Origin of the sequence: Olsenella sp. Marseille-QA0557, from assembly GCF_965119725.1 — a bacterium.
GTDB classification, from domain to species: domain Bacteria; phylum Actinomycetota; class Coriobacteriia; order Coriobacteriales; family Atopobiaceae; genus Coprovicinus; species Coprovicinus avistercoris.
Genome location: NZ_CBCPMI010000001.1, coordinates 1,574,099 through 1,595,986, shown reverse-complemented (window position 1 = coordinate 1,595,986; position 21,888 = coordinate 1,574,099). Strand labels below are relative to the sequence as shown.

The following is a 21,888-nucleotide window of genomic DNA, read 5'->3' as shown; positions in this document are numbered from 1 at the left end:
CACAAAGCCTTTTGAGGAGACAATATTGAATACTGATATACAGAACAATCGATGGAATCAGCGTTTTTTAGAACTCCTAGCAGAGCATTTTCCCACACGTCAAAGTGCGTATACAGAAATAATCAACCTCAAAGCAATCCTCAACCTCCCAAAAGGAACAGAGCACTTTATGAGCGACCTACATGGTGAGTACGAGGCCTTCGAACACATTCTCAACAACTGCTCTGGGGTTATACGTGAACGTGTTGACGCTACCTTTGGGGATGAACTTTCAGCAAGCGAACGCGATGATCTCTGTACGCTTATTTATTATCCACGTGAAAAACTTGCTCGCCTTCATGCCGAAGGAATCGCAACAGGTCAGTGGTACTATGACACGCTTTTTCGCATTGTGAGGCTTGCACGATATTTGTCAGGCTTTTACACCCGCTCAAAAGTTCGTAAGGCTATGCCTGTAGCGTATGCCTACATCATTGATGAATTACTTCATGCCTCCGGTGTTGGCGAGCAGGCGCGCCATGACTATCACGTGCGCATTATCAGTTCAATTGTTGAGGAAGGCGCCGCAGACGACTTTATTGAATCCTTATCCTCACTGGTAAAGCGACTTGCCGTTGATCATATGCATATTGTTGGTGACATCTTTGACCGTGGTCCTCATGCCGATCGTATTCTCGACCGTCTTATGAGTTACCACTCCCTTGATATTCAATGGGGAAACCACGATGTCTGCTGGATGGGAGCTGCAGCAGGCTCCGAAGCTTGTGTCGCTTCTGTCGTGCGTAACAATGTACGCTACGGATCATATGCTCTTCTTGAGGGAACGTATGGCATCTCTCTACGAAAGCTCGCCTTATTTGCTGAACGCACCTATGGCAAAGATGATGGTCGTGATCCTGTTGATAAAGCGATTTCGGTCATTCTTTTTAAGCTCGAGGGCCACATTATTGGCCGCCATCCTGAGTTTGCCATGGAAGATAGACTTTCTCTTGGTGCTATGCGCATTCGTGAGGGCACAGTTCAGATTGATGGACGCCTCTTAACTTTAAAAACCCAGGACTTTCCCACGGTCGATCCGAAGGATCCCTACGCGCTCACCAAGGATGAACAGGAAGTGCTCGACGACCTTGTTACCTCTTTCCGCGAGAGTACACGACTTCGCCGACATGTTGAATTCTTGTATCAGCACGGTTCGATATATCTGCTCTACAACGGCAATCTGCTTTTTCATGGTTGCATCCCACTCAATGAAGATGGATCGTTTGCTTCGGTAAATTGCGGTAAAGCAGGCTATCTCTCCGGCAAGCAATATCTTGATTTTTGCGACAAAATTGCACGGCAGGCCTGGCTAAACGGCGATCGCAATGCTCTTGATTGGATGTGGTATCTCTGGTGCGGCAGACGATCGACGCTTTCGGGCAGACTTGTCAAAACGTTTGAGAGAGCATTTGTCTGTGAACTCGATTCTTGGGTAGAACCGCAAGATCCCTACTATCGCCTCCTTGATGCACCGGAGGTGGTGAACGCCATACTCGAAGAGTTTGGTCTTGATTCTAAACATGGCCACATTGTTAACGGTCATACACCCGTGCGGCTTGGTTCCGGAGAAACGCCCGTTCATGCTGGTGGCAAACTTCTGGTTATCGATGGTGGTTTCTGTAGCGCATACCATGAACGTACCGGTATTGCAGGCTTTACCTTGGTAACAAGCTCCACAGGCATGCGCATAAAAGCGCATCGCCCCTTCTTAGGAGTGAGTGCGGCACTCGATCGCAATGCCGATATTCAAAGCAATACTCGTATTCTTGAAACGGAGCCTTGGCCTCTTAAGATTGCTGATACCGATACGGGCAACCAAATTCGCTCGCAAATTGATGAACTTGAGCAGCTTCTTGAGGCCTACCGTGATGGCACCATTGCCGAGCACAGCAATTAGATTGCATAATGAAACACCACCGAACGTTTTTGTATATATAAAGCGAATAACAAGAACGGGGTTGGGTATCCTGACGAGAAGTCAGCTGCGCAATATGCAGGAACTTTACGAGAGGCCACACGTTAGAGAGACGTATACCTATGGAAATGAATGAAAAAAAGCGACGGCAATCGATGATCTTGTATGCGATTATCGCCTGCGCCATCCTCATTGCCATCAACTCACTGTTCTCACCCTCGAGAGCAGCCAATGCTCCAAAAGAGGCAAGCTACAGTGAGTTTATCCAGATGGTGAACGACAACAAAGTCGATGATGTTATTCTCGATACCACATCAGGAGAAATTCAGTTCACCACTGGCGATGGGGACAATAAAGAGTCTTGGACGTGCACACAGTTTCCTGGCGATGACACCCTCGTTCAGCGCTTGGAAGATCATGGTGTAACGTACTCTGCCGTTACGCAGTCCTCAGACGACAGTTCATCGCTCATTTTTTACATGTTGCTGAGCTATGTGCTTCCCATTGGACTTCTTCTGCTTGCAGGTTGGTGGCTGAATAGACGTCTTAAAAAAGCAATGGGCGGCGACGGACCATCTATGACCTTCGGCGGAGGCATGGGCGGTATGGGCGGCCTGGGTAAATCAGGCGCCAAAGTTGTTAACGGCGAAGAGACTGGCGTGACGTTTAAAGACGTTGCAGGCCAAGACGAAGCAAAAGAGTCACTTGCTGAGATTGTTAGCTTCTTGGAAAACCCCAATCGCTACGCACAAATTGGTGCCAAGCTTCCCCATGGCGCATTGTTGGTAGGCCCTCCGGGAACTGGTAAGACCCTCCTTGCCAAGGCTGTTGCTGGTGAGGCTCAAGTTCCTTTCTTCTCTATCTCAGGCTCTGAATTTGTTGAGATGTTTGTTGGTCGAGGTGCCGCAAAAGTGCGCGACCTCTTCAAGCAAGCAAATGAGAAAGCTCCCTGCATCGTCTTTATCGATGAGATCGATACTATCGGTAAAAAACGCGGCATGAGTATCAATAGCAATGACGAGCGCGAGCAGACGCTCAACCAGCTCCTCACTGAAATGGATGGCTTTGACAATCACAAAGGTATCGTCGTTTTGGCTGCAACAAACCAGCCTGATGTTCTCGATCCCGCATTGCTTCGACCTGGTCGCTTTGACCGCCGTATTCCTGTGGAGCTTCCAGATCTTGCTGGCCGCAAAGCCATTCTTAAGCTCCATGCAAGCGATGTAAAAATGGAGGGCCATATTGACCTCGATGTTATTGCGCGTTCTACCCCAGGTGCTTCCGGCGCAGACCTCGCTAACATCATCAATGAAGCCGCTCTTCGTGCAGTAAGGATGGGACGCTCACGCGTTACACAGGAGGATTTGGAAGAGTCCGTAGAAGTGGTAATTGCGGGAGAAAAGCGCAAGTCAACAGTACTTTCTGAGCACGAAAAGCAAGTGGTTTCTTATCATGAGATTGGCCATGCTATCGTTGCGGCAACTCGTAAGGAAGGTGCTCCAGTACAGAAGATTACGATTGTTCCTCGCACATCCGGAGCTCTCGGCTATACCATGCAGGTGGAGGAGGACGAGCATTTCCTCACTACCCGTCAAGAAGCCGAAGATAAAATCGCAGTCCTTTGTGGTGGTCGTGCAGCAGAAGAACTTATCTTTAACGAGATGACCACCGGAGCAGCAAACGATATTGAGAAAGCCACTGAGCTTGCTCGCAATATGGTCACCCAATATGGCATGAGTGATGAGTTTGGTATGGTTGCCCTTGGCCAGGTTCGCAATAGATATCTCAACGATGGCAGCACGCTCACCTGTGCTGAAGGCACCGCTCAAAAGATTGATGATGTCGTAATTGAAATGATTGAAAAAGGACATCAGGAAGCTCTGTCCACGCTGAAAGCTAACCGCTTTAAGCTCCATGAGCTTGCCCGCTATCTACAGAAAAAAGAAACCATTACCGGCCAAGAATTTATGGACATCTTCACACGTGATGATGGCTTTGCTCCTCGTCGATCTGACGGAAGTACTGCAAAGTAAAAGCAGTCGTACGTAGTACTCATTAAGCCCATTGCACTCTATGCAATGGGCTTTTTCTATCTAGTGCCTCTAAGTCTCAAACGGTCTTTCAGAACAGGTCTACTTGTCACATTGCCTGTAGTTATCCCTATCGACATAATTCCCAAAATGCCACAGCAGAAGCTGCTGCTACATTGAGTGAATCAACACCGTGTGCCATAGGAATTCGAACCGTCGCATCACAGCCATCAATCGCATTTTTCGTAAGACCATCGCCTTCTGTTCCAAACAACAGAGCGAGACGTTCATGCTCTTTCAGCACTGGATCGTCCAGACTCATCGACTGATCGGAAAGCGCCAAGGCGACCGTGTAATAGCCCTCTTGATGCAAAAGATCAAAGGCATCTTGTGGCCACACACCAGAAAAATGAGCCCAAGGAACAAGGAATACGTTTCCCATAGAGACGCGGATGGCGCGACGGGACAGTGGATCGGCACACGTAGGAGCAACAAACACCGCATCTATCCCTAAAGCTGCCGCCGAGCGAAATATTGCTCCAACATTAGACGTATCGGTTATTCCTTCTAGGACACAAACGCGCCGAGCTTGTTGCAAGAGGTGTCGAGGATCAGGTTCCTGTGGACGACGCGCGGCCGCCAGAGCTCCACGGGTAACTCTGTAGCCTGTGAGCTGTTCTGCCTTATCAGGTGGCAAGACAAACACTGGAACGGTGGGATCAAGCTTTTCTAACACATCAGCCATTGAAACAAGACGTCGCTCACTCAGGAGCAATGCTATTGGCTCCAAGTGATGTTCCAAAGCCACACGAATAGCTATCTCAGACTCAACAATAGCTATTCCTCTGGATGGGTCGAGCGCATTTCGCAACTGATGAGAAGTCAGCCGGCAAAATACATCTAAGCGAGAATCTTCAAGCGTAGTTACGCGTTCTATCGTCATAGATTTATGGTCTCTCCTCGTTTCGGATAAGCCGTTCTTTCGTATTTTTTTACTCATCCAAAATTCTTCTGGCCATTTCACAGTCTTATATAGACCCTATCAGAGTCAACTTCCCAGATAACTCGACAAATAACGAAACCAACAGACATCTTGGGCTGTTCATGAATTGCCCAATCTTACACATTGTTTTTTTGCGTCCACCTCTTTTCTAGGTATTATGGTGTGCGGATATAAATGTTCGCTTCATCGAGCGAGAGGGGTTTGTGCTCGATGCCTATTCATAATATGCATATGGCTGCTACATCTAAACACGGAGGGCACGGCAAGCACTCCAGTCAAAATCATGTAAACCAACAAAATAAGAAGAGTTCTGATAACTCGCATAACAAGCAAACACACTACAAACGAGCTGGTATCGTAGCCGGCATAATTGTTGGTGTTCTGCTTATTATCTACCTAGCTGGAGTGGCATTTTTTTCATCTCACTTTATGCCGCACACAACGCTTGCAGGAAAAGATGTCTCACTGCAATCAGTTGATGATCTTGCAAACGATCTAAATAGCACGGTAGATAATTTCTCTGCAACGGTAACCGGAGATAACATCCAAGTTGATTTTACCGGCGAAGATGTTGGACTAGGCATTGATGCTCGTGCCTTTGTATCAGGTGCTCATGGTTCCGAGAACCCCTGGGCATGGCCTATTGGGCTTTTCCAGGAGCACACGTTTGACACATCCTTTGGCGCCACTGTTGATCAGGAGCGTGTATCAGAGCTTCTCAGTGAGCCCATAGCAAACGTTAATGCCAACGGAACCGATCCAGTGGATGCAAAAGTTGCCTATGATGCAGAATCCACTTCTTTTACGGTAGTTCCTGAGACATATGGCACGTCAATAGATGAAGAAGCTTGCGTTGCCTACGTAGTATCGGCTCTTGAAAATCTCGAGAGCGATATTGTGCTCGATGATACCTGTCTCAAACAGCCGGCAAAGAAGTCTGACGATCCAACGCTTGCAACTGGTATTGAGAACGCCAACAAACTTCTCACAGGAGATATTAAGCTCACATTTAATGGCACAGAAGCTGCCACAGTAACAAACGAAATGATCGGTAATTGGGTTGTTGTTGCAGATGATGGAACAGCTTCTCTCGATGAAAATGCCGTTTCTACGTGGGCTACAAATGAATTAGCTCCGAAGCTCAACACCGTGGGGACAACACGAACCTATACACGACCCGATGGTGTTCAGCTGAGCGTCTCCGGTGGTACCTATGGATGGGCAATTGACGCTGGCGCACTTGCTAAGGCGCTTTCAGAGCAAATTAAACAAGGCTCAAATGCAGCTCTGGAGATTCCCACCCAACAAACGGCAGCCGTATGGTCGGGACAAGGCGCACAAGACTGGGGCAATACCTATATCGACCTCTCAATTGGCGAACAATATGCGCGTTTTTATAAAGACGGACAGCTTGTTTGGGAATCCGCCTGTGTAACCGGCAACACCTCAGAGGGACGTTACACACCCACTGGTGTATATGCAGTCAACTCCAATAAAGGCACCGATCAAACGCTTATTGGTTTTGATGAAGATGGAGATGGCGAACCCGATTACAGAAGTCATGTAAACTTCTGGATTCCTTTTATTGATAATCTCATCGCCTTTCATGATGCCGATTGGCGCGGCAGCTTTGGTGGCGATATCTATACCTATAATGGCTCACATGGTTGTGTCAACCTGCCTTACGATAAAGCTCAGGCACTTTACGACCTTGCCGACGTGGGCACAACAGTCGTAGTTCACGACTAAATCAGCACTTCAGAGAAAGCGAAACGCGCGCCCAGCCGGACGCGCGTTTTTCTCACTAAATATGTTTTCCAGACACTCGTTTAGAAACGCATTTTTCTGGGGTCCATTCCCATTTGGCGCATCATGGATTGCATAGCACGACGATCCATACCCTTACCTTTGCGTCCACGTTTACCACGTCCGCCCATCGCATCACCTGCAATCGCACGCATTTTGCCCATCATACGATTCATCTCGCCCCATTGCTTAATGAGTGCGTTTACCTCTTGCACTGTTCTTCCAGAACCCTTGGCAATACGCTTACGACGTTGACCATTAATAATCTTTGGACGCGAGCGCTCTTCTTTTGTCATTGAGTGAATCATTGCTTCGATGCGAGTGAGAGCTTCGTCATTTACAGAAGTTCCTTGCTGCGACATAGCACGATCCACACCAGGAATCATAGAAGCAATCTTTGCAAGCCCGCCCATGCGTCTAATTTGTTGCATCTGGCTGAGCATGTCATCCATGGTGAAGCCTTCACGCAGCATTCTCTCTGCTGCTGCCGCCTCTTCTTCACTCGCTGTCTGCTGAGCCTGCTCAATAATGCCGTACACATCGCCCATGCCGAGGATGCGCTTAGCCATGCGATCGGGATGGAACACCTCAAGAGAATCGGGTTTCTCCCCCATTGAAACAAATTTAATTGGCTTACCGGTTACCGCACGCACAGAGAGTGCACCGCCGCCACGTGCATCACCATCAAGCTTGGACATGATGACGCCATCAAAATCAACGCGGCGTGCGAATTCCATAACAACATTAACGATATCCTGACCTGTCATGGCATCAACAACCATGAGTACTTGATCAGGTTTAACAGCCGCCTTGATCTCCTCGGCCTCACGCATCATGTCTTCGTCAACTTGCAAACGACCAGCCGTATCGACAATAACAATATCGTTGAGGTGATCTATTGCTTCACGAACAGCATCCTGTGCAATAGCAACAGGATGAGCGCCATCACCGCGAAAGACTGAAACACCAATTTCGCCGCCAAGCGTTGCAAGCTGATCCGCAGCAGCAGGACGATAGGTATCGCAGGCAGCAAGCAAGGGGCTATGTCCCTGGCTCTTGAGAAGATAAGCGAGTTTTACTGCAGCCGTTGTTTTGCCTGAACCCTGCAAACCCACAAGCATAATGACATTGGGTGTGCGGTTCTGCATGAGCGTAAGACGCGATTCGGTAGAACCAAGGAGCTCGGTAAGCTGATCGAGTACGATTGCTACAACATTTTGAGCGGGTGTCAGGGAGTCAAGCACCTCTGATGTCAGACAGCGCTCTTTACAATTCGCAACAAACTGTTTGACAACCTTGAAGTTTACATCGGCTTCCAAAAGCGCCATGCGAATCTCTCGCATGGCAGAAGTAATATCAGCCTCAGTAAGGCGTCCTTTTCCCCTGAGACCGTCGAATGCATCCTGAAGTCTATCCGAAAGGTTGTTAAACATCGCGCTTACGCTCCCTCACCGACAAGCGCCTCGCTAAATGCAAGGGCATCGAAAGTCTGCAAATCTTCAATGCTCTCGCCCACTCCAATACGGTAGATAGGCAAGTTCAGTTGGTGTGCAATAGCAACCGCAATACCACCCTTGGCAGTACCGTCAAGTTTAGTAACAACAAGTCCGTCTATATCCAAGGCCTCGTTAAACTCTTTTGCTTGGGACAAGCCATTTTGACCAGTTGTGGCATCGATAACCAATACGACAGAGACTGGCATAGTGGCGCGTTTACGCGTAACTGATACAACTTTTGCTAGCTCACGCATAAGTTCAGGAGAAGTATGAAGGCGTCCCGCTGTATCTATCAGCACAAGATCGGAAGACCGTTTCTCCGCCTCTTCCAGCACGTCATAGCACACACTTGCAGGATCTGCACCACGATCGCGAGTGATCATCTCCACGCCAGCACGATCACTCCACACCTGAAGCTGCTCGATGGCAGCAGCGCGGAACGTATCAGCCCCTCCGATAAGCACGCGATGGCCTTCAGATTGAGCAACGCCCGCAAGCTTTCCAACAGTTGTTGTTTTACCGGCACCATTGATACCTACAAACAGCACGCAACTGGGAAGATCCTCAAAAGGATCGCGCTCGGGAACAGGAAAGAGCTCTGCGATACGCTGTGCGAGCACACGACGAATTTGCTGAGGAGTTCTCAGGCCTTCACGAGCAGCACAATCCCTTACCGAATCACTCACTTCGAGCGCAGCCTCAGCGCCCATATCTCCCAAAACTAGTGTGTCGGCAAGATCATCCCAAAATTCCTCGTCAACCTCGCCACCCATATAGAAGATCTCATTAAGCGCTGCACGAGAACGCTCAAGTCCACGCTTAAGGCGCTCCTTCAAACCTATACCCATCAGGCGTCTACCACCTTTCCGGTTGTATGATCAAGACGCTGTGATACAACACGACTCACACCATCTGCTTGCATAGAAACACCATAGAGCACATCTGCCTGTTCCATGGTTCTTCTCTGGTGAGAGATCACGATAAGCTGTGTTGTTTCCTTTAAACTCTCAATCGCACCCAACAACTTATCAAGATTGGAATCATCGAGCGCTGCCTCAACCTCGTCAAATACGTAAAACGGAACCGTGCGCGTCCGATATACCGCAAAGAGCAAAGCAAGGGCAGTAAGTGACTTCTCGCCACCGCTCATGAGGGTCATTTTAGCCAGTCGTTTACCACGCGGTTGTGCAACGATTTCAATGCCAGTCTCTGAGGGGTGATCGGGATCAGTCATCTCAAGATTTGCCCTACCTCCAGGAAAGAGAAGAGCAAAAACTTCTTGGAAGTTCTTATCAACTTTTGCAAACGTTTGCAAAAACTGATTGCGCATTTTTCTATCAATGGCCGCCGCAATCTTTGCAAGCGCTCCTCGTGCCTGTTCCAAGTCTGAAACTTGTTCAGCAATGTAATCAGAGCGCTCTTTCAGGCGAGCATACTCTTCCATAGCTACCTGATTAACGGGACCGATGTCGGCAATTTTGCGCTTAATAGTGGCAACCTCTTGCTCCATTGCCTCACGGTCTTCCGGAGCTGGCAGCGTGAGTGCTTCTTCAAGCGGTATGCCGCTGCTTTCAGTTATGTCGCTTACGGCAGCCTGCACCTGTACCTCAAGCTTACCTGAGATAACACGAACTTCGTTGAGTGTCTCTCGGGCGGCATCGCGCGCCGATTCAGCTTCCTGCAGCCGTGTTTTTGCTTCTCCAATAGTATTTTTCAAAGAGTCGGAATCGGCCTCGGCAAGGCTGGCGCGATCACGCAAGCGACTTGCCCAAGCAAGTGCCACCTCGCGAATGGCATCATAACGCTCATGGAGAGGATCCACTCGGAGGCGCAAGACATCTAACGACCGCGCAGAATCTTCCAATGCACTTCGACGTGTTTCAAGAGAAGTAAGGCGCCTGCTCAACTCATCCGCTCGCTCTTCGACGTGGCGCTTACGCTCCCGCACGGTAGCGAGCGACAAACGAGCCTCGGAGAGCTTAGCGGCTGCCTGCGCCTCATGCTCTGCAACCTGTTTGCGCTCCTCAGTAAGATCCTCAAGAAGTTGTGCGATCTCGCCTGCACTTTCCTGAGCCTCTTGAGCCTTCTGGCGATGAGCATCGAGCTGAGGGCGAGCCTCAGCCGCTTTCGCACTCGCCTCTTCTCGCTGTTTTTGCAAACGAGCAAGCTCGTCGTGTGCTTGTGTCTGCTGGGCCTCAAGACGGCCAATGTCAGAGGTAACCGATGAAAGTTCACCTTTGAGCGTTGCAAGCTTTCCAGAAGCCTGTGCTTGCGTCTCACGAGCCTCAGCAAGCGACTGGGTGAGCTGTTCGTGAGTAGCACCAGCATCTTCCAGTTGAGCTTCTAATTCATCCATACCGTCGTCGAGGGCGCGTATTCTACGCTTACGCTCCAGGGCACCCGCTTCGGCACCAGAAGTACCCACGACGCATCTGCCATCTTCAAGAATGGTGACGCCATCCGGTGTTACGAAGCAAAAGCCCGGATTCGTTTCATGGTTGTGGAGCGCCTCTGCAAGGTTGGAAGCCAAAGCCACATCGCCAAGCAAAGCCTCAACAAGTCCGCGAGCTCCGTCACTCACCCCAAGGTGATTGATGAGAAGATCAAGCGCACCACCATCGTTGTCCTTAGGTGTATTCGAGCATGCAAGGCTTGCAATAACAGCGCGTCCACCGTGAGAGGCAGCATCCAGAGCGCGATCAGCAACGCGCTCAAGCGAACTCTCATTGGCAACCACAAGCGTTGCGAGGTCATCGCCTAATAACCTCTCGACCAGCTCTTCGAGCTCAGGAGGAACATCGATAAGATCACTCAGACGACACTGCACCAGCTCAGATGCCTTTTCGTCGGAGCAAAGTGCTTGCACAAGCGGACTTGCAAGCGCTTGTGCTTCGTCGACAGAGCGCAATGCTGCTAGCGATGCCTGAGCTTCGGAAAGCGCACGACGAGCTCGGTCTTCTACCTGCGTAGCCTCATTCAGTTCCGTGCGAAGACGATCAATTGATTTCGAGGTATCAGCAAGTGCATCTTCTGCCTCAGCAATATCCTCGCCAAGCCCTTGAATCCTTGAACGGCGTGCTGCAAGAGCTTCATCACAGGTAGCAATGGTCTCTTCAAGCTGAGAGATACGACTTGCAAACATAGCGTCTTCAACCTCAGCATTTGATACCTGCTCGCTCAAACGAGCATAGGCAAGCGTCTCTTCGTCAGCCACACGCTGCAAAGAACGCTGCTCGGTACTGAGTTGCTCGATACGACTATCTTTTTCCTGCAAAGCCTTACGCGCTTCAGCTGCCTTAGGGCCTAGATCTGCGACGTCTTCTTCCAACTGAGAGAGCATAGCTGCCGAACTTGCAAGATCATCTTGGGAATGTTCCAGCTGCTCGGCAGCTTCACTGCGCTGACGCTCGATTGAAGACAAGCTCGCACGCGCCTCAGAAAGGCGCGAAACCATATTGCGTCCTTTTTCCTCAAGCAAACGCATATCAGACTCAAGACGACCAAGCATATCTTGCGTTCTTCTACGCTGCTCGCCTAAATCGCCTACAAACAGACCTTTCTTTTCGAGCATAGACTGGAGTTTTTCCAGCTCGCGTGATCGCTCTTCAAAACGATAATTTGCAAGTTCAAGCTCAGCGGATGCTTCACGACCACGAGTGTCCAGCTTATTCCACTCGGTCTGAAGATTTCTTAAATCATCAACCGCAAGCGTTGTTTCAAGGTGAGAAAGACGCGTGGTGAGGTCTTCTGCACGACGAGCCTTATCAACCTGACGCTCCAACGGTTTCAGTTGCCGAGTAATTTCTCGAGCAACATCTTTAGCGCGACGCAAATTGTCATCCATACTTACCAGCTTGCGCTGGGAGCGCTCTTTACGACGGCGATGTTTGGAAATACCCGCAGCTTCCTCAATGAGTTCGCGCCGCTCCTCAGGACGACTCTGTAAGATTGAATCGAGCTTGCCCTGCGAAATAATTGAATGGGTCTCTTTGCCAAGGCCAGAGTCATGCAAAATATCCTGAATGTCGCGCAAGCGTGCTGGCGCTCCATTGATGAGGTACTCCGACTCCCCTGATCGATACATTCTGCGTGTTATGCCAACTTCAGAGAAGTCCACCGGCAAGGTATGATCGGTGTTATCCAAGACCAGCGTTACCTCAGCAACGCCAACGGGCTGACGAGCCGAAGAGCCTGAAAAAATAACATCTTCCATAACTTGCCCGCGCAACATACGAGCACTTTGCTCACCCAACACCCATAAAATAGCATCGGAAACATTGGATTTGCCAGAGCCGTTGGGCCCAACCACAACAGTAAGGCCCGGGTCAAAGGACATATGCGTGCGGTTTGCAAAGGACTTGAAGCCTTTGAGCGTAAGGGACTTGAGATACACGAACTACTCCCTTGCTTCCTCATCAGCCGCCGGAACGTAGCCCAAGTGGCGCAGCGCTGCAAGCGCGGCCATGCTCTCAGCCTCCTTTTTAGATGAACCGCTTCCTCGACCAACGCGTTTGCCATCCACAAGAACGACAGAGGTGAATGTTGGGCTATGGGCAGGCCCCTCTTGGCCTATCAGCTTATATGACGGGGCACATTTAAAATCCCGCTGTGTAACCTCTTGCAGCAAGGATTTAGGACTTTCCGCCGTCGCTGCGAGATGACGAGACATGCGCGGCTCTAAGGTGCGCTCGACAAAAGCATGTGCTGGCTCAGCACCACCATCGAGATACAAAGCGCCGACTACCGCTTCATAGACATTTTCAAGAGCTGAATGCATACCGCGGGCATGAGTACCGCGCTCTGACCCGCCAAAAATAATGCATTCGCCAAGCCCCAGTTCACCTGCAACCTCAGAAAGCATGTTTCCTGAAACGAGCGCTATTTTCATACGAGTAAGACAGCCCTCGTCCATATCGTGATAGCGCTCAAATAAGTCGGTCGCAACAAGGGCACCTAAAATGGAGTCGCCAAGAAATTCAAGGCGCTCATAAGAGCACCAAATAGGCTCACCTTCTACAGCCGAAGGATGCGTAATGGCACTCTGTGCAAGGGCCTTGTCTTTAAATACATAGTTTGTAATCTGCTCAAGCCGATCGATCTGTGAAATACGTGACGCCACAAGCGACTCCTTACTGAGCCGCAGCAATAGCGTCTACTGCATCATGAACAGTTATGATCGACGAAAGCTGACTCTCATCAAAGGCCATGCCGAATTCATCTTCCATGCTGGTGACAAGCTCCAACATGTCAAATGAGTCCGCATTGAGACTGGCAAACGTAGTGTCTTCGTTTACCGATGAGGCATCTACGCCCAACGTCTCGGAAACAAGCTGGATAACCGTATCAAGTATGGCTGCGCGATCCATACGCGCTCCCTCCTTCTTTCTGCACATTTATGCAGCAATGTCAGGTTCTACTTCCCGATTGTACTCATACCCAACTCTAGGAAGCGATATATGCTGCAATGCGCTCAACAAGCCCATTACGAACGGCAGCGGCAGTAGCGAGTGTGCCATTCATAACAGCCGTTGCACTAGTGGCGCCATGACCGATCAAAACGGGAGCCTTCAAACCAAGAAGAATGGCACCGCCATGAGCATCTCCAGAAAGATCTTTGGCAATGTCTTTTACTGCCGGCTTAAGAAGACCTGCTCCCAATAAATAGCGCTTCGATTCATTCGCTGCATTGCGCAGGCGGCCAATGAGGTACTTTGCCGTACCTTCGATGGTTTTAAGAGCAATATTGCCCGTAAATCCATCGCAGACAATAACATCAAAATCACCCATAAGCAGATCATTGCCTTCGCAATTGCCCACAAAACCACAGTCTGCAGCAGCAAGTGCTTCATGATAAGCAATAACTGTTTCAGAACCCTTTGTATCTTCGGATCCGTTTGAGAGCAGAGCAACACGAGCATTTTCTATACCAAGTGCAACATGTGCATAGGCGGCTCCCATGCGTGCAAACTGAACAATTACCTCTGGACGACAATCGGCGTTTGCTCCAAGGTCAAGCACTACCTTTTCTCGACCTGCAGCTGCAGGAAATGCAACAGCAATAGCAGGTCGCTTAACACCTTTGATGCGGCCAACTTTAAGCGTGGAAGCTACAAGCATAGCGCCAGTAGAACCTGCAGAGAAAAAGCCATCTGCCTCACCGGCACGTACTGCCTCGCATGCACGAACAATACTTGAATCGGTCTTTGTGCGTACAGCCTCAGCAGGATGCTCCCCCATGCCGATAACTTCAGTAGTTACAAGTGCACGAGCCTTCGTATGAGAGGCGCAGAAGGGTTGGACAACCTCTTCATTTCCAGCTACCAAAACCTCGAGATCTGAATCTGCTTCAAGAGCACGAGCAATGCCCTCAAGTACAACCTCAGGACGCTCATCTCCGCCCATAGCATCTACGCAAATGGTGGTCATGGCTTTCCTTCCCTCCTCGCGTTATGTACGCGAACAATTCATACAAAAAAGAGACCGACCCCAGAAGGGCCGGCCTCCCGGGCCGTGCATACGTTTTCGTTACTCAGTAACGATTACCTCGCGGTCGCGATAGTGGCCGCAATTGGGGCATACGCGATGCGGGAGCTTTGTAGCACCACACTGCGGGCAAACAGAACGAGCGGGCGCATCAAGCCTGCTGTTAGCCGAACGGCGAGTGTGAGTGGCACCGCGGCCCTTCTTTTGCTTAGGAACTGCCATCATGAACCTCTCTAACAACGTCCTTGAAGATAGCGAGCGGACGATGCGCACGCCCGCAACGAATCACAGCGGACAATAGTACCACATATTGCGGTATTTGTGTGTTTCTCAGCACAAATCTCCAGCTTCACACAACAAGCACGATTTTACTCGTTTGACTCGTCTTCACCGAGTTGAAGATTGCGCAAAACTGCGAATGGACTTTCTTCGAGCTCCTTCTCTTCTTGTTGCTTGGCACACCCACAGTCGCCCTCATTAAGATTTGCTCCACAAATTGGACACAAACCTTTACAGTCTGGGCGGCAAAGAACGATATAGGGCGTTTCCATGAGCAAGGCACTGAGAAGTGCTTCGGACAGGTCGATCGTATCGTCATCTGAGATGAGCGAATAATCGACATCATCCTCTTCATCCTCAGAAAAAGCTTCTTCAGGCTCTTCAAAGAGATAGTATTCATCCACCTCTGCAGAAACATCAAAGGCAGCAGGATCGAGACACCGGTCGCAAACACCTTCTACATGTGCATGCAAAATACCAGTGGCCAAAATACCATCGCCAGCATTGGTAAGCACGAGGTTATACGATGCCCCATCGGGCAAAGTGAAGGTACGACCGCCCATTTCGTACGACGACAAATCCAAAGTGCCCGAGACGGTAATCGACTCACCAGGCGCTTCTAGACGCTCATCCACACGAACAATGATAGGCTCCATAGCAAACACAACCCCTACCAGGGCACATTGTTGGAAGTATTACGCGGACCAGAATTCTCATCCAATGTCTGGCGTACTCTCGAAACCGTGCCGGTAAGCGACTTGAGATTTTCCTCAAGATGCTCGAGCACAGATTCTGCATATTCCTCGGCGTTATAACGCGTATCGCGCTCATACTGCTGCGCCTGGTCACGAATATCATCAGCCTGCTGCTGCGCAAGACGAACGATTTCCTGATCGCCAGCAAGAATCATAGCCTGCTGCTGAGCGTCGGCCACAATAGAATCAGCCTGCTGCTGCGCATGAGCGATAATCTCGCTCTGCTCTTTTACAATACGGCGAGCATCGGCAAATTCCTGGGGAAATACCCGACGAATCTCATCCAGGATCTCATAGATATCCTGCGCATCGATGATCTTTTTCTGTCCACCACCCGTAAGCGGAGTCTTGCCTTCGCTCACAATGGCCTCAAGCTCGTCAACCAAGCTCTCGATTTCCTCACCCGGCTGCATTGAAGGTCTCCTTTCGTGAGGATCTCGCACCCATCCAATAGCCCGGACAAGCGCCAGGCCAACTTATTCTTTTACGATAGCAGCGTATCAGATTTTCGCCCATAACGCTCACGTAGACGTTGCTCTACAACCGGTGGCACAAGCAAATCAAGCGGTCCAGCAAACGCAGCAAGCTCTCGAACTATCGAAGAAGAGATAAATCCGAGTTCAGGACTGGACATAACATAAATGCTTTCGAGGTCGGGAGCAAGTCGGGCATTAAGATCTGCCTGCTGTAATTCATATTCAAAATCAGTTGTTGCTCGCAAACCCTTCACAACAGCTCCTGCACCCACCTCATGGCAAAAATCTACCAACAGGCCAGTAAGCGGTGCCACATCCACGCGCTCTGCGGGTCCACAAGCAACGCCCTCTTGAATAAGAGCTTCACGGACCATATCCATACGTTCATCAAGCGTAAATACCGGCCCTGTGCCATTCTTTCCCTGAGAGGAAGCCACCGCCACGGTTACCTTTGAGAAAAGACGGCTGGCACGAACAATTACATCAAGATGGCCAAAGGTAACCGGATCAAATGTGCCCGGTACTACCGCATGAACAATATCGGAACCCAAAGGGCGTCTCATTGTTCCACTCCTTCCACACGGAGAAGGTCGATATGTGTAGAGCCATAACGCTTAGAAGAAATGGGCATCAACAGAGGCATCTGAAGCGTTTTGTTTTGTTCAGCACGCTCATAGAGAACAAGTGAACCTTCTGTAAGGGACCCATGTTCCATAAGCGAAGCAAGAAGTTGCGCGAGATCTTCTGGATCAGTTGCGTAAGGTGGATCGAGCAACACAATTTGAAAAGGAGCACCAGGAAGAGAACCGCGAGCACTCAAACGAAATATATCTCCTGAAAGCACCCGAGCTTCTGGAGAGCGTACATCCAGCTGAGTAAGATTGCGACGGACAACCGCTGCGCTTTTACGGTTCATTTCAACAAACGTTGCTGAGGCAGCTCCACGTGAGAGCAACTCAATTCCGAGACCACCGGATCCGGCAAAGGCATCGAGAACATGGACAGAAGTGAGCGAGAGGCCACACGCTGCAAGCACCATTGAAGCCATTGCCTCACGAACACGATCGGTCGTTGGACGAGTTACTCCCCTACCTTCGGGAGCGTCTAAATGCCTGCCGCGCCAACGTCCACCAATAACCCTCATCAACCCTCCATCTCTTCAAAATAAGATGCATAACGCCGGCGAACTTCTAAACGCAAAGCACGATACTCGTCCGATTGTAATTCAGCGTCTTTCGTGACAATTGCAACAGCATCATCATGTGCTGCCTGGATTAAATCTTCATCAGCACTGAAATCTACCGTTTTCAACCTTACGCCATGTTGACGATATCCCAACACATCTCCTTCATGGCGAAGATCAAGATCAAGCTGTGCAAGCTTCATACCATCAGAAGTTGCTTCCAGAGCCTCAAGACGTTTCCGTGCAGGTGTTCCTTTGCGAGCACGCGTCTCGAGATACACCGTACCAGCAGTCGTTCCTCTTCCTACGCGACCGCGCAATTGATGCAGTGTAGCCAAACCAAAACGATCGGCATCGTAGATGAGCATCACCGTTGCGTTTGGCACATCTACGCCAACTTCCACAACCGTTGTGCACACGAGAATATCTATCGTGCCTGCATAAAAGCGCTCCATCACACGGTCTTTATCTGCAGCGGCCATGCGTCCGGTGAGAACATCAATCCGCGCATGCGGAAATACTTGTTCCGAAAGCTTTTTTGCTGTTGTAGTGGCAGCATGCATGTTAGAGATGGATGCCGAGCCGTTTTGCTCTTGCAGAGCATCGCGGACCATATCATCGGCAATATCACTGCCAGCATCGCTCTCATCAATGAGAGGACAGACGATATATGCTTGATGCCCAGCTGCCAGCGCATCCTGAATAGCTCCATAGGCTAAATCGAGATTTTCTGGGGTTACCGATACGGTAGTGATGCCCGCCCCTGCATGTGGCCGCCTTGCTATGCGCGAAAGTGAAAAGTCACCATAAATGGAGAGTGCCAATGTTCGCGGGATAGGAGTTGCTGTCATAGCAAGCAAATCACACCCCGGTCCCTTTGCTCTGAGAGCAGCGCGTTGCTCTACACCAAAGCGATGTTGCTCATCGATAACCACAAGGGATAAGCGCGTAAATGCAACATCTTCCGAAAGAAGTGCCGTGGTACCAAAGACCACCATTGGCATTCCTTCAGCAAGACGTGCGGTTGTCTGAGCGCGCACATCCGGATCTGTAGCACCCACCAAAAGAGCCCACGGTATGCCCACCTCATCAAAAAGGGGTCCCAACTTCTCCGCATATTGACGAGCAAGAACAGAGGTAGGAGCCATCATAGCTGCTTGCGTATTACTGTCCACAGCAGAGGCTAAAGCACAGGCTGCAACAATAGTTTTTCCTGTTCCAACATCGCCAAGTAACAGACGATTCATAACGTGTGGAGCAGCCATATCTGAAAGAATTTCTATGACTGAGCGCTCTTGTTCCTCGGTAAGCGTAAAGGGCAGGGCAGCTCGGAGTGCAGCAAGCCGCGGACCAGTAATACAGTGAGTGAAGGCAGCAGCATCACCCTGTGAGAGTCGCCGACGAGCAAGCAGTGCAAGTTGGAGACAGAGCAGTTCGTCATACGCAAGTCGACGGCGGGCTTTTCCAGCGCTATCCAACGAATGTGGGAAATGACGCTCCCGTAAAGCACAAGCTTCTGTCATAAGATCATGTGAGGCAACAAGGCAAGCTGGCGCAAAATCGCTTATATCTCCTATATCGGCAAGCGCAGCCGCCATAATGCGTCGCATCCATGCAACAGAAATGCCCTCACCAACAGGATGTACCGGAAGCACCCGAGCATAGTTTTCCGGATTATCTGTTGCAGCTAATACTTCATAAAAGGGGGCCTTCATCTGGCGAAACCCATAGGCAAAACTCACCTTGCCCGAAAGAGCAATCCAATCCCCTTCGTGTACTTGCTCAGCTACCCAGGGTTGCTTAAAAAAGGTTGCCAGCATAACGCCTGTCTCATCGATCACAGATAATTCAACGATCGAAAGGCGTGGACGCGGGCGCTTAACCTTAATCCGGTCTACTTGACCTACAACGGTTACCTGAGAGCCAACATCAGCATAACCGATGGATACACGATGAGAAAAATCGTAGTAGCGATGCGGCTCGTGATGAAGAAGCTCCGTAACAGTATGAATACCTAAGCGGTCGAGAGCAGCAGCTCGCGGCTCAGTTACATAGCGAAGCCGCGAGACATTATCAGAAAGCGCTACGGTACACGAAAGGCGATGTGCCACAGGTGTAATTGCAGGAGCTTGCCCCTTTAACGTCGGAGAATCCGGCTGGTTGCAAGCGCTCACAAAAACCGCCTACTCAATTGAGAAAATCACCGGATAGAGGGGCTGCTCACCACGGTGTGCATCGATCTCAAGATCGGGCTGAGCCTCTTCAATAGCATCACAGAGCTGGGAGAACGCTTCATCATCAAGATCTGATCCTGCCAAAATGGTAAGCGTATCCCCTTCCTCATCGTCCTGCATTTTATTGATGATATCGAGCGTGACATCCTCAACGGAATTGCCCACAGCAATAATTGCTCCACCAACAATGCCCATAACATCCCCTGCGTGAATGGGAGAACCATCCGCAGCAGCAGAATCACGAACGGCCGTCGTTACCTCGCCATCTCGAACTTCAGAGATAGCCTCGGTCATAGCTTCAACATTGTCGCTGAGTGATGCTTCGGGATCTGCAACAAACATCGCGGCAAATGCCTGCAAAACCGTTTTGGTGGGAACGACTGCCGCCTCACAGCCATCGCAAGCGTTGGCAGCAGCCTCAGCAGTCATACGGATATTGCTGTTATTTGGAAGTACAATCACGGACTTCGCATTGGCTTTTTCGATTGCAGCAAGAATGTCTGCAGTCGCAGGATTCATGGTCTGTCCGCCAGAGACAATGACATTTACGCCGAGAGAGCGCAATATTTCTGCCTGTCCCGAACCAGCTGCAACAGCGACAAACCCAAGCTCGGTGCGCTCGCGTTGAGGACCGTCATCCTCCTCAGCAGCCTTATCAGCCGCAATTTTGGCAGTACGATCTGCTGCTTCAAGATCCATGTTATGAATAAAGACATTAAAGATTTGACCACGCTCAAGCATGTAAGCCAAAACCTTATCAGGCTCATTTGAGTGAACATGCACTTTATAGGTGGGATTATCGCCTACTAAAAGCTCGCAGTCGCCCATGGAAGCCAAGAAGGCAAGCGTCTCTTCCTCGTTAAAATCCGCATCATTGGCTTCGAAAAGGAACTCATTGCAATAGCGATACTCTGAGCCCTCCCAATCATCATTGAGCTCAATCGCCACCTTTGCATCCACGTGGCTTTTTGCGGCATCTTCCGTATTTGTAGCAACCGTAGGAGTGAAAGAAACGGTTGCGGTATTACCTAAGCACGCATTAACAAATGCCTCGATAAAAGTTGCAAATCCATATGCACCGGAGTCCACAACGCCATTCTCTTTAAGCACTGGTAGCAAATCGGGTGTGCGCGCAACTGATTCGTATGCCTCAACCACAAGAGCGGCAAGCGTGTCATTTACTGAGAAACGCTTAGCATCGCACTTCTCAACACAAGAAGTGACATCCTTAAGTACCGTAAGGATGGTGCCTTCAACAGGCTTTCGAACAGCCTGGAATGCAACTTTTTGACCACGACGGAATGCTTTTGCAAGATCAGAGGTTGTAGGATGCTCTTGATCTGCATCGATAAGACCTTCGGCAATGCCACGTAGAATCTGGCTCGTAATAACACCCGAATTACCACGGGCACCCATGAGTGAACCATGTGTAATTGCCTTAGAGACAGCTTCCATATCACAGTCCGCAGGCAACGCCTGAAGCTCGCTCACCACGGTGTTTAATGTGAGCGACATGTTGGTACCCGTATCGCCATCGGGCACGGGGAAAACATTGAGTTTGTTAATTTCCTCCGCCTTGTCGGCCACCGCTTGAGCCGCTACAGGGAAGCAGGTCCTAATGACAGATGCAATCATGTGAAGAATCCTCGGTTCCTATGGATGCCAATGAATAGCCGCAATGCGGCAACATGGGAGGTTTACCTACTCCCAAACTAATCCTCAGTGGACGCGCATGCCCTCAATATGAACATGGACATCCACATCCTCAAGCTCAGCAATACTTTTAAGCAGGAAGCAAACGGCATCCGAGAGATTTTTTGCCACGGAAGACATGTTGACACCCTGCTCAACAATTACGTGCATATCTACAATGAGACCGTTCTCGTTTTGAGAAACGTCGATACCCTTACGCAGTCCTGCGGTTGGTAGAAGCCTGGTAACACCTTCATCTGCGTCGGTAAAAGCCATGCCAACCACGCCATAACACTGCATGGCAGCATACCCTGCAAGATCAGAAATGCAGTCGTTAGAGACCCTCAGTGTCCCGGGGATGGCCTGTGTCATACCCGCTCCTTTCGGTCGCGCCAGCACGTGTATATAGAAGCGCCCGACACGTTTTCAATGCTTTATCTCGCGATTATAGTCCACACGGAGTGCTTAGCACACGCGTTGAGGCTATGCAGTTAGAA

The 21,888-nt window shown here is 50.0% G+C and carries 18 protein-coding genes; 3 read left to right on the top strand and 15 right to left on the bottom strand.

All coding sequences use genetic code 11. The annotated features are described in order from the left end of the window. Window positions 1-25 precede the first annotated feature (25 nt). Both ACQY6Y_RS07260 and ftsH read left to right on the top strand, forming a co-directional pair. Entirely contained in the window at window positions 26-1,936 is a 1,911-nt protein-coding gene (locus ACQY6Y_RS07260) for a fructose-1,6-bisphosphatase (RefSeq protein WP_428379650.1), read from the top strand. A 140-nt stretch (window positions 1,937-2,076) separates the two neighbouring features. Continuing rightward, a complete protein-coding gene (gene ftsH, locus ACQY6Y_RS07255) occupies window positions 2,077-3,987 on the top strand; it encodes an ATP-dependent zinc metalloprotease FtsH (protein WP_428379649.1) in 1,911 nt (636 codons plus the stop codon). Between the two features lie 127 nt (window positions 3,988-4,114). On the opposite strand, the gene ACQY6Y_RS07250 is transcribed toward ftsH, so the two are convergent. Further along, a complete protein-coding gene (locus ACQY6Y_RS07250) occupies window positions 4,115-4,927 on the bottom strand; it encodes a TrmH family RNA methyltransferase (RefSeq protein ID WP_428379648.1) in 813 nt (270 codons plus the stop codon). 270 nt (window positions 4,928-5,197) lie between these two features. Here ACQY6Y_RS07250 and ACQY6Y_RS07245 point away from each other — a divergent pair, with 270 nt between their 5' ends. Further along, window positions 5,198-6,736, top strand: a complete 1,539-nt coding sequence (locus tag ACQY6Y_RS07245; protein WP_428379647.1) for a L,D-transpeptidase family protein — start codon at window positions 5,198-5,200, stop codon at window positions 6,734-6,736. Between the two features lie 80 nt (window positions 6,737-6,816). On the opposite strand, the gene ffh is transcribed toward ACQY6Y_RS07245, so the two are convergent. The 14 genes from ffh to ACQY6Y_RS07175 all read right to left on the bottom strand — a co-directional run bounded on the left by ffh (window position 6,817) and on the right by ACQY6Y_RS07175 (window position 21,763). Further along, the gene (gene ffh / locus ACQY6Y_RS07240) at window positions 6,817-8,226 is read right to left on the bottom strand and encodes a signal recognition particle protein (RefSeq protein ID WP_428379646.1); all 1,410 of its coding nucleotides are present in this window, start codon (window positions 8,224-8,226) and stop codon (window positions 6,817-6,819) included. A gap of 5 nt (window positions 8,227-8,231) precedes the next feature. Then, complete coding sequence (ftsY, locus tag ACQY6Y_RS07235; protein WP_428379645.1) at window positions 8,232-9,137, bottom strand: signal recognition particle-docking protein FtsY; 906 nt, start codon at window positions 9,135-9,137, stop codon at window positions 8,232-8,234. After that, window positions 9,137-12,682 (bottom strand): chromosome segregation protein SMC, encoded by a 3,546-nt coding sequence (smc, locus tag ACQY6Y_RS07230; protein WP_428379644.1) that lies wholly within the window; start codon window positions 12,680-12,682, stop codon window positions 9,137-9,139. The genes ftsY and smc overlap by 1 nt, the downstream gene beginning before the upstream one ends. 3 nt (window positions 12,683-12,685) lie before the next feature. Continuing rightward, window positions 12,686-13,408 carry a ribonuclease III gene (gene rnc / locus ACQY6Y_RS07225; protein ID WP_428379643.1) on the bottom strand — a complete coding sequence of 241 codons (723 nt, stop codon included), beginning with the start codon at window positions 13,406-13,408 and terminating at the stop codon, window positions 12,686-12,688. Window positions 13,409-13,418: 10 nt separating this feature from the next. Next, window positions 13,419-13,655, bottom strand: coding sequence for an acyl carrier protein (locus tag ACQY6Y_RS07220; RefSeq protein WP_428379642.1), 237 nt, complete (start codon window positions 13,653-13,655; stop codon window positions 13,419-13,421). Between the two features lie 76 nt (window positions 13,656-13,731). Continuing rightward, window positions 13,732-14,715: a phosphate acyltransferase PlsX gene (plsX, locus tag ACQY6Y_RS07215; RefSeq protein ID WP_428379641.1), complete on the bottom strand. Its 984-nt coding sequence runs from the start codon at window positions 14,713-14,715 to the stop codon at window positions 13,732-13,734. A gap of 99 nt (window positions 14,716-14,814) precedes the next feature. Beyond that, window positions 14,815-14,994, bottom strand: coding sequence for a 50S ribosomal protein L32 (gene rpmF / locus ACQY6Y_RS07210; RefSeq protein WP_428379640.1), 180 nt, complete (start codon window positions 14,992-14,994; stop codon window positions 14,815-14,817). Window positions 14,995-15,140: 146 nt separating this feature from the next. After that, window positions 15,141-15,707, bottom strand: coding sequence for a YceD family protein (locus ACQY6Y_RS07205; protein ID WP_428379639.1), 567 nt, complete (start codon window positions 15,705-15,707; stop codon window positions 15,141-15,143). Between the two features lie 14 nt (window positions 15,708-15,721). Continuing rightward, window positions 15,722-16,219: an ATPase gene (locus ACQY6Y_RS07200; protein WP_428379638.1), complete on the bottom strand. Its 498-nt coding sequence runs from the start codon at window positions 16,217-16,219 to the stop codon at window positions 15,722-15,724. A gap of 71 nt (window positions 16,220-16,290) precedes the next feature. Beyond that, window positions 16,291-16,845, bottom strand: a complete 555-nt coding sequence (gene coaD / locus ACQY6Y_RS07195; protein ID WP_428379637.1) for a pantetheine-phosphate adenylyltransferase — start codon at window positions 16,843-16,845, stop codon at window positions 16,291-16,293. Then, a complete protein-coding gene (rsmD, locus tag ACQY6Y_RS07190; RefSeq protein WP_428379636.1) occupies window positions 16,842-17,426 on the bottom strand; it encodes a 16S rRNA (guanine(966)-N(2))-methyltransferase RsmD in 585 nt (194 codons plus the stop codon). Before rsmD ends, coaD begins: the two co-directional genes overlap by 4 nt. Then, entirely contained in the window at window positions 17,426-19,639 is a 2,214-nt protein-coding gene (locus tag ACQY6Y_RS07185) for an ATP-dependent DNA helicase RecG (RefSeq protein ID WP_428379634.1), read from the bottom strand. The genes rsmD and ACQY6Y_RS07185 overlap by 1 nt, the downstream gene beginning before the upstream one ends. A 9-nt stretch (window positions 19,640-19,648) precedes the next feature. Then, a complete protein-coding gene (locus tag ACQY6Y_RS07180; protein ID WP_428379633.1) occupies window positions 19,649-21,334 on the bottom strand; it encodes a DAK2 domain-containing protein in 1,686 nt (561 codons plus the stop codon). An 84-nt stretch (window positions 21,335-21,418) separates the two neighbouring features. Continuing rightward, entirely contained in the window at window positions 21,419-21,763 is a 345-nt protein-coding gene (locus ACQY6Y_RS07175; RefSeq protein ID WP_428379632.1) for an Asp23/Gls24 family envelope stress response protein, read from the bottom strand. Window positions 21,764-21,888: the final 125 nt, after the last annotated feature.

Coding starts and splice junctions, on each gene's coding strand:
- rsmD (WP_428379636.1), bottom strand. CDS start 17,426: ATGAGGGTTATTGGTGGACGTTGGCGCGGCAGGCATTTAGACGCTCCC.
- ACQY6Y_RS07245 (WP_428379647.1), top strand. CDS start 5,198: ATGCCTATTCATAATATGCATATGGCTGCTACATCTAAACACGGAGGG.
- plsX (WP_428379641.1), bottom strand. CDS start 14,715: ATGACCACCATTTGCGTAGATGCTATGGGCGGAGATGAGCGTCCTGAG.
- ACQY6Y_RS07175 (WP_428379632.1), bottom strand. CDS start 21,763: ATGACACAGGCCATCCCCGGGACACTGAGGGTCTCTAACGACTGCATT.
- ACQY6Y_RS07250 (WP_428379648.1), bottom strand. CDS start 4,927: ATGACGATAGAACGCGTAACTACGCTTGAAGATTCTCGCTTAGATGTA.
- ACQY6Y_RS07180 (WP_428379633.1), bottom strand. CDS start 21,334: ATGATTGCATCTGTCATTAGGACCTGCTTCCCTGTAGCGGCTCAAGCG.
- coaD (WP_428379637.1), bottom strand. CDS start 16,845: ATGAGACGCCCTTTGGGTTCCGATATTGTTCATGCGGTAGTACCGGGC.
- ACQY6Y_RS07200 (WP_428379638.1), bottom strand. CDS start 16,219: ATGCAGCCGGGTGAGGAAATCGAGAGCTTGGTTGACGAGCTTGAGGCC.
- ftsH (WP_428379649.1), top strand. CDS start 2,077: ATGGAAATGAATGAAAAAAAGCGACGGCAATCGATGATCTTGTATGCG.
- ftsY (WP_428379645.1), bottom strand. CDS start 9,137: ATGGGTATAGGTTTGAAGGAGCGCCTTAAGCGTGGACTTGAGCGTTCT.
- ACQY6Y_RS07220 (WP_428379642.1), bottom strand. CDS start 13,655: ATGGATCGCGCAGCCATACTTGATACGGTTATCCAGCTTGTTTCCGAG.
- rpmF (WP_428379640.1), bottom strand. CDS start 14,994: ATGGCAGTTCCTAAGCAAAAGAAGGGCCGCGGTGCCACTCACACTCGC.
- ffh (WP_428379646.1), bottom strand. CDS start 8,226: ATGTTTAACAACCTTTCGGATAGACTTCAGGATGCATTCGACGGTCTC.
- ACQY6Y_RS07205 (WP_428379639.1), bottom strand. CDS start 15,707: ATGGAGCCTATCATTGTTCGTGTGGATGAGCGTCTAGAAGCGCCTGGT.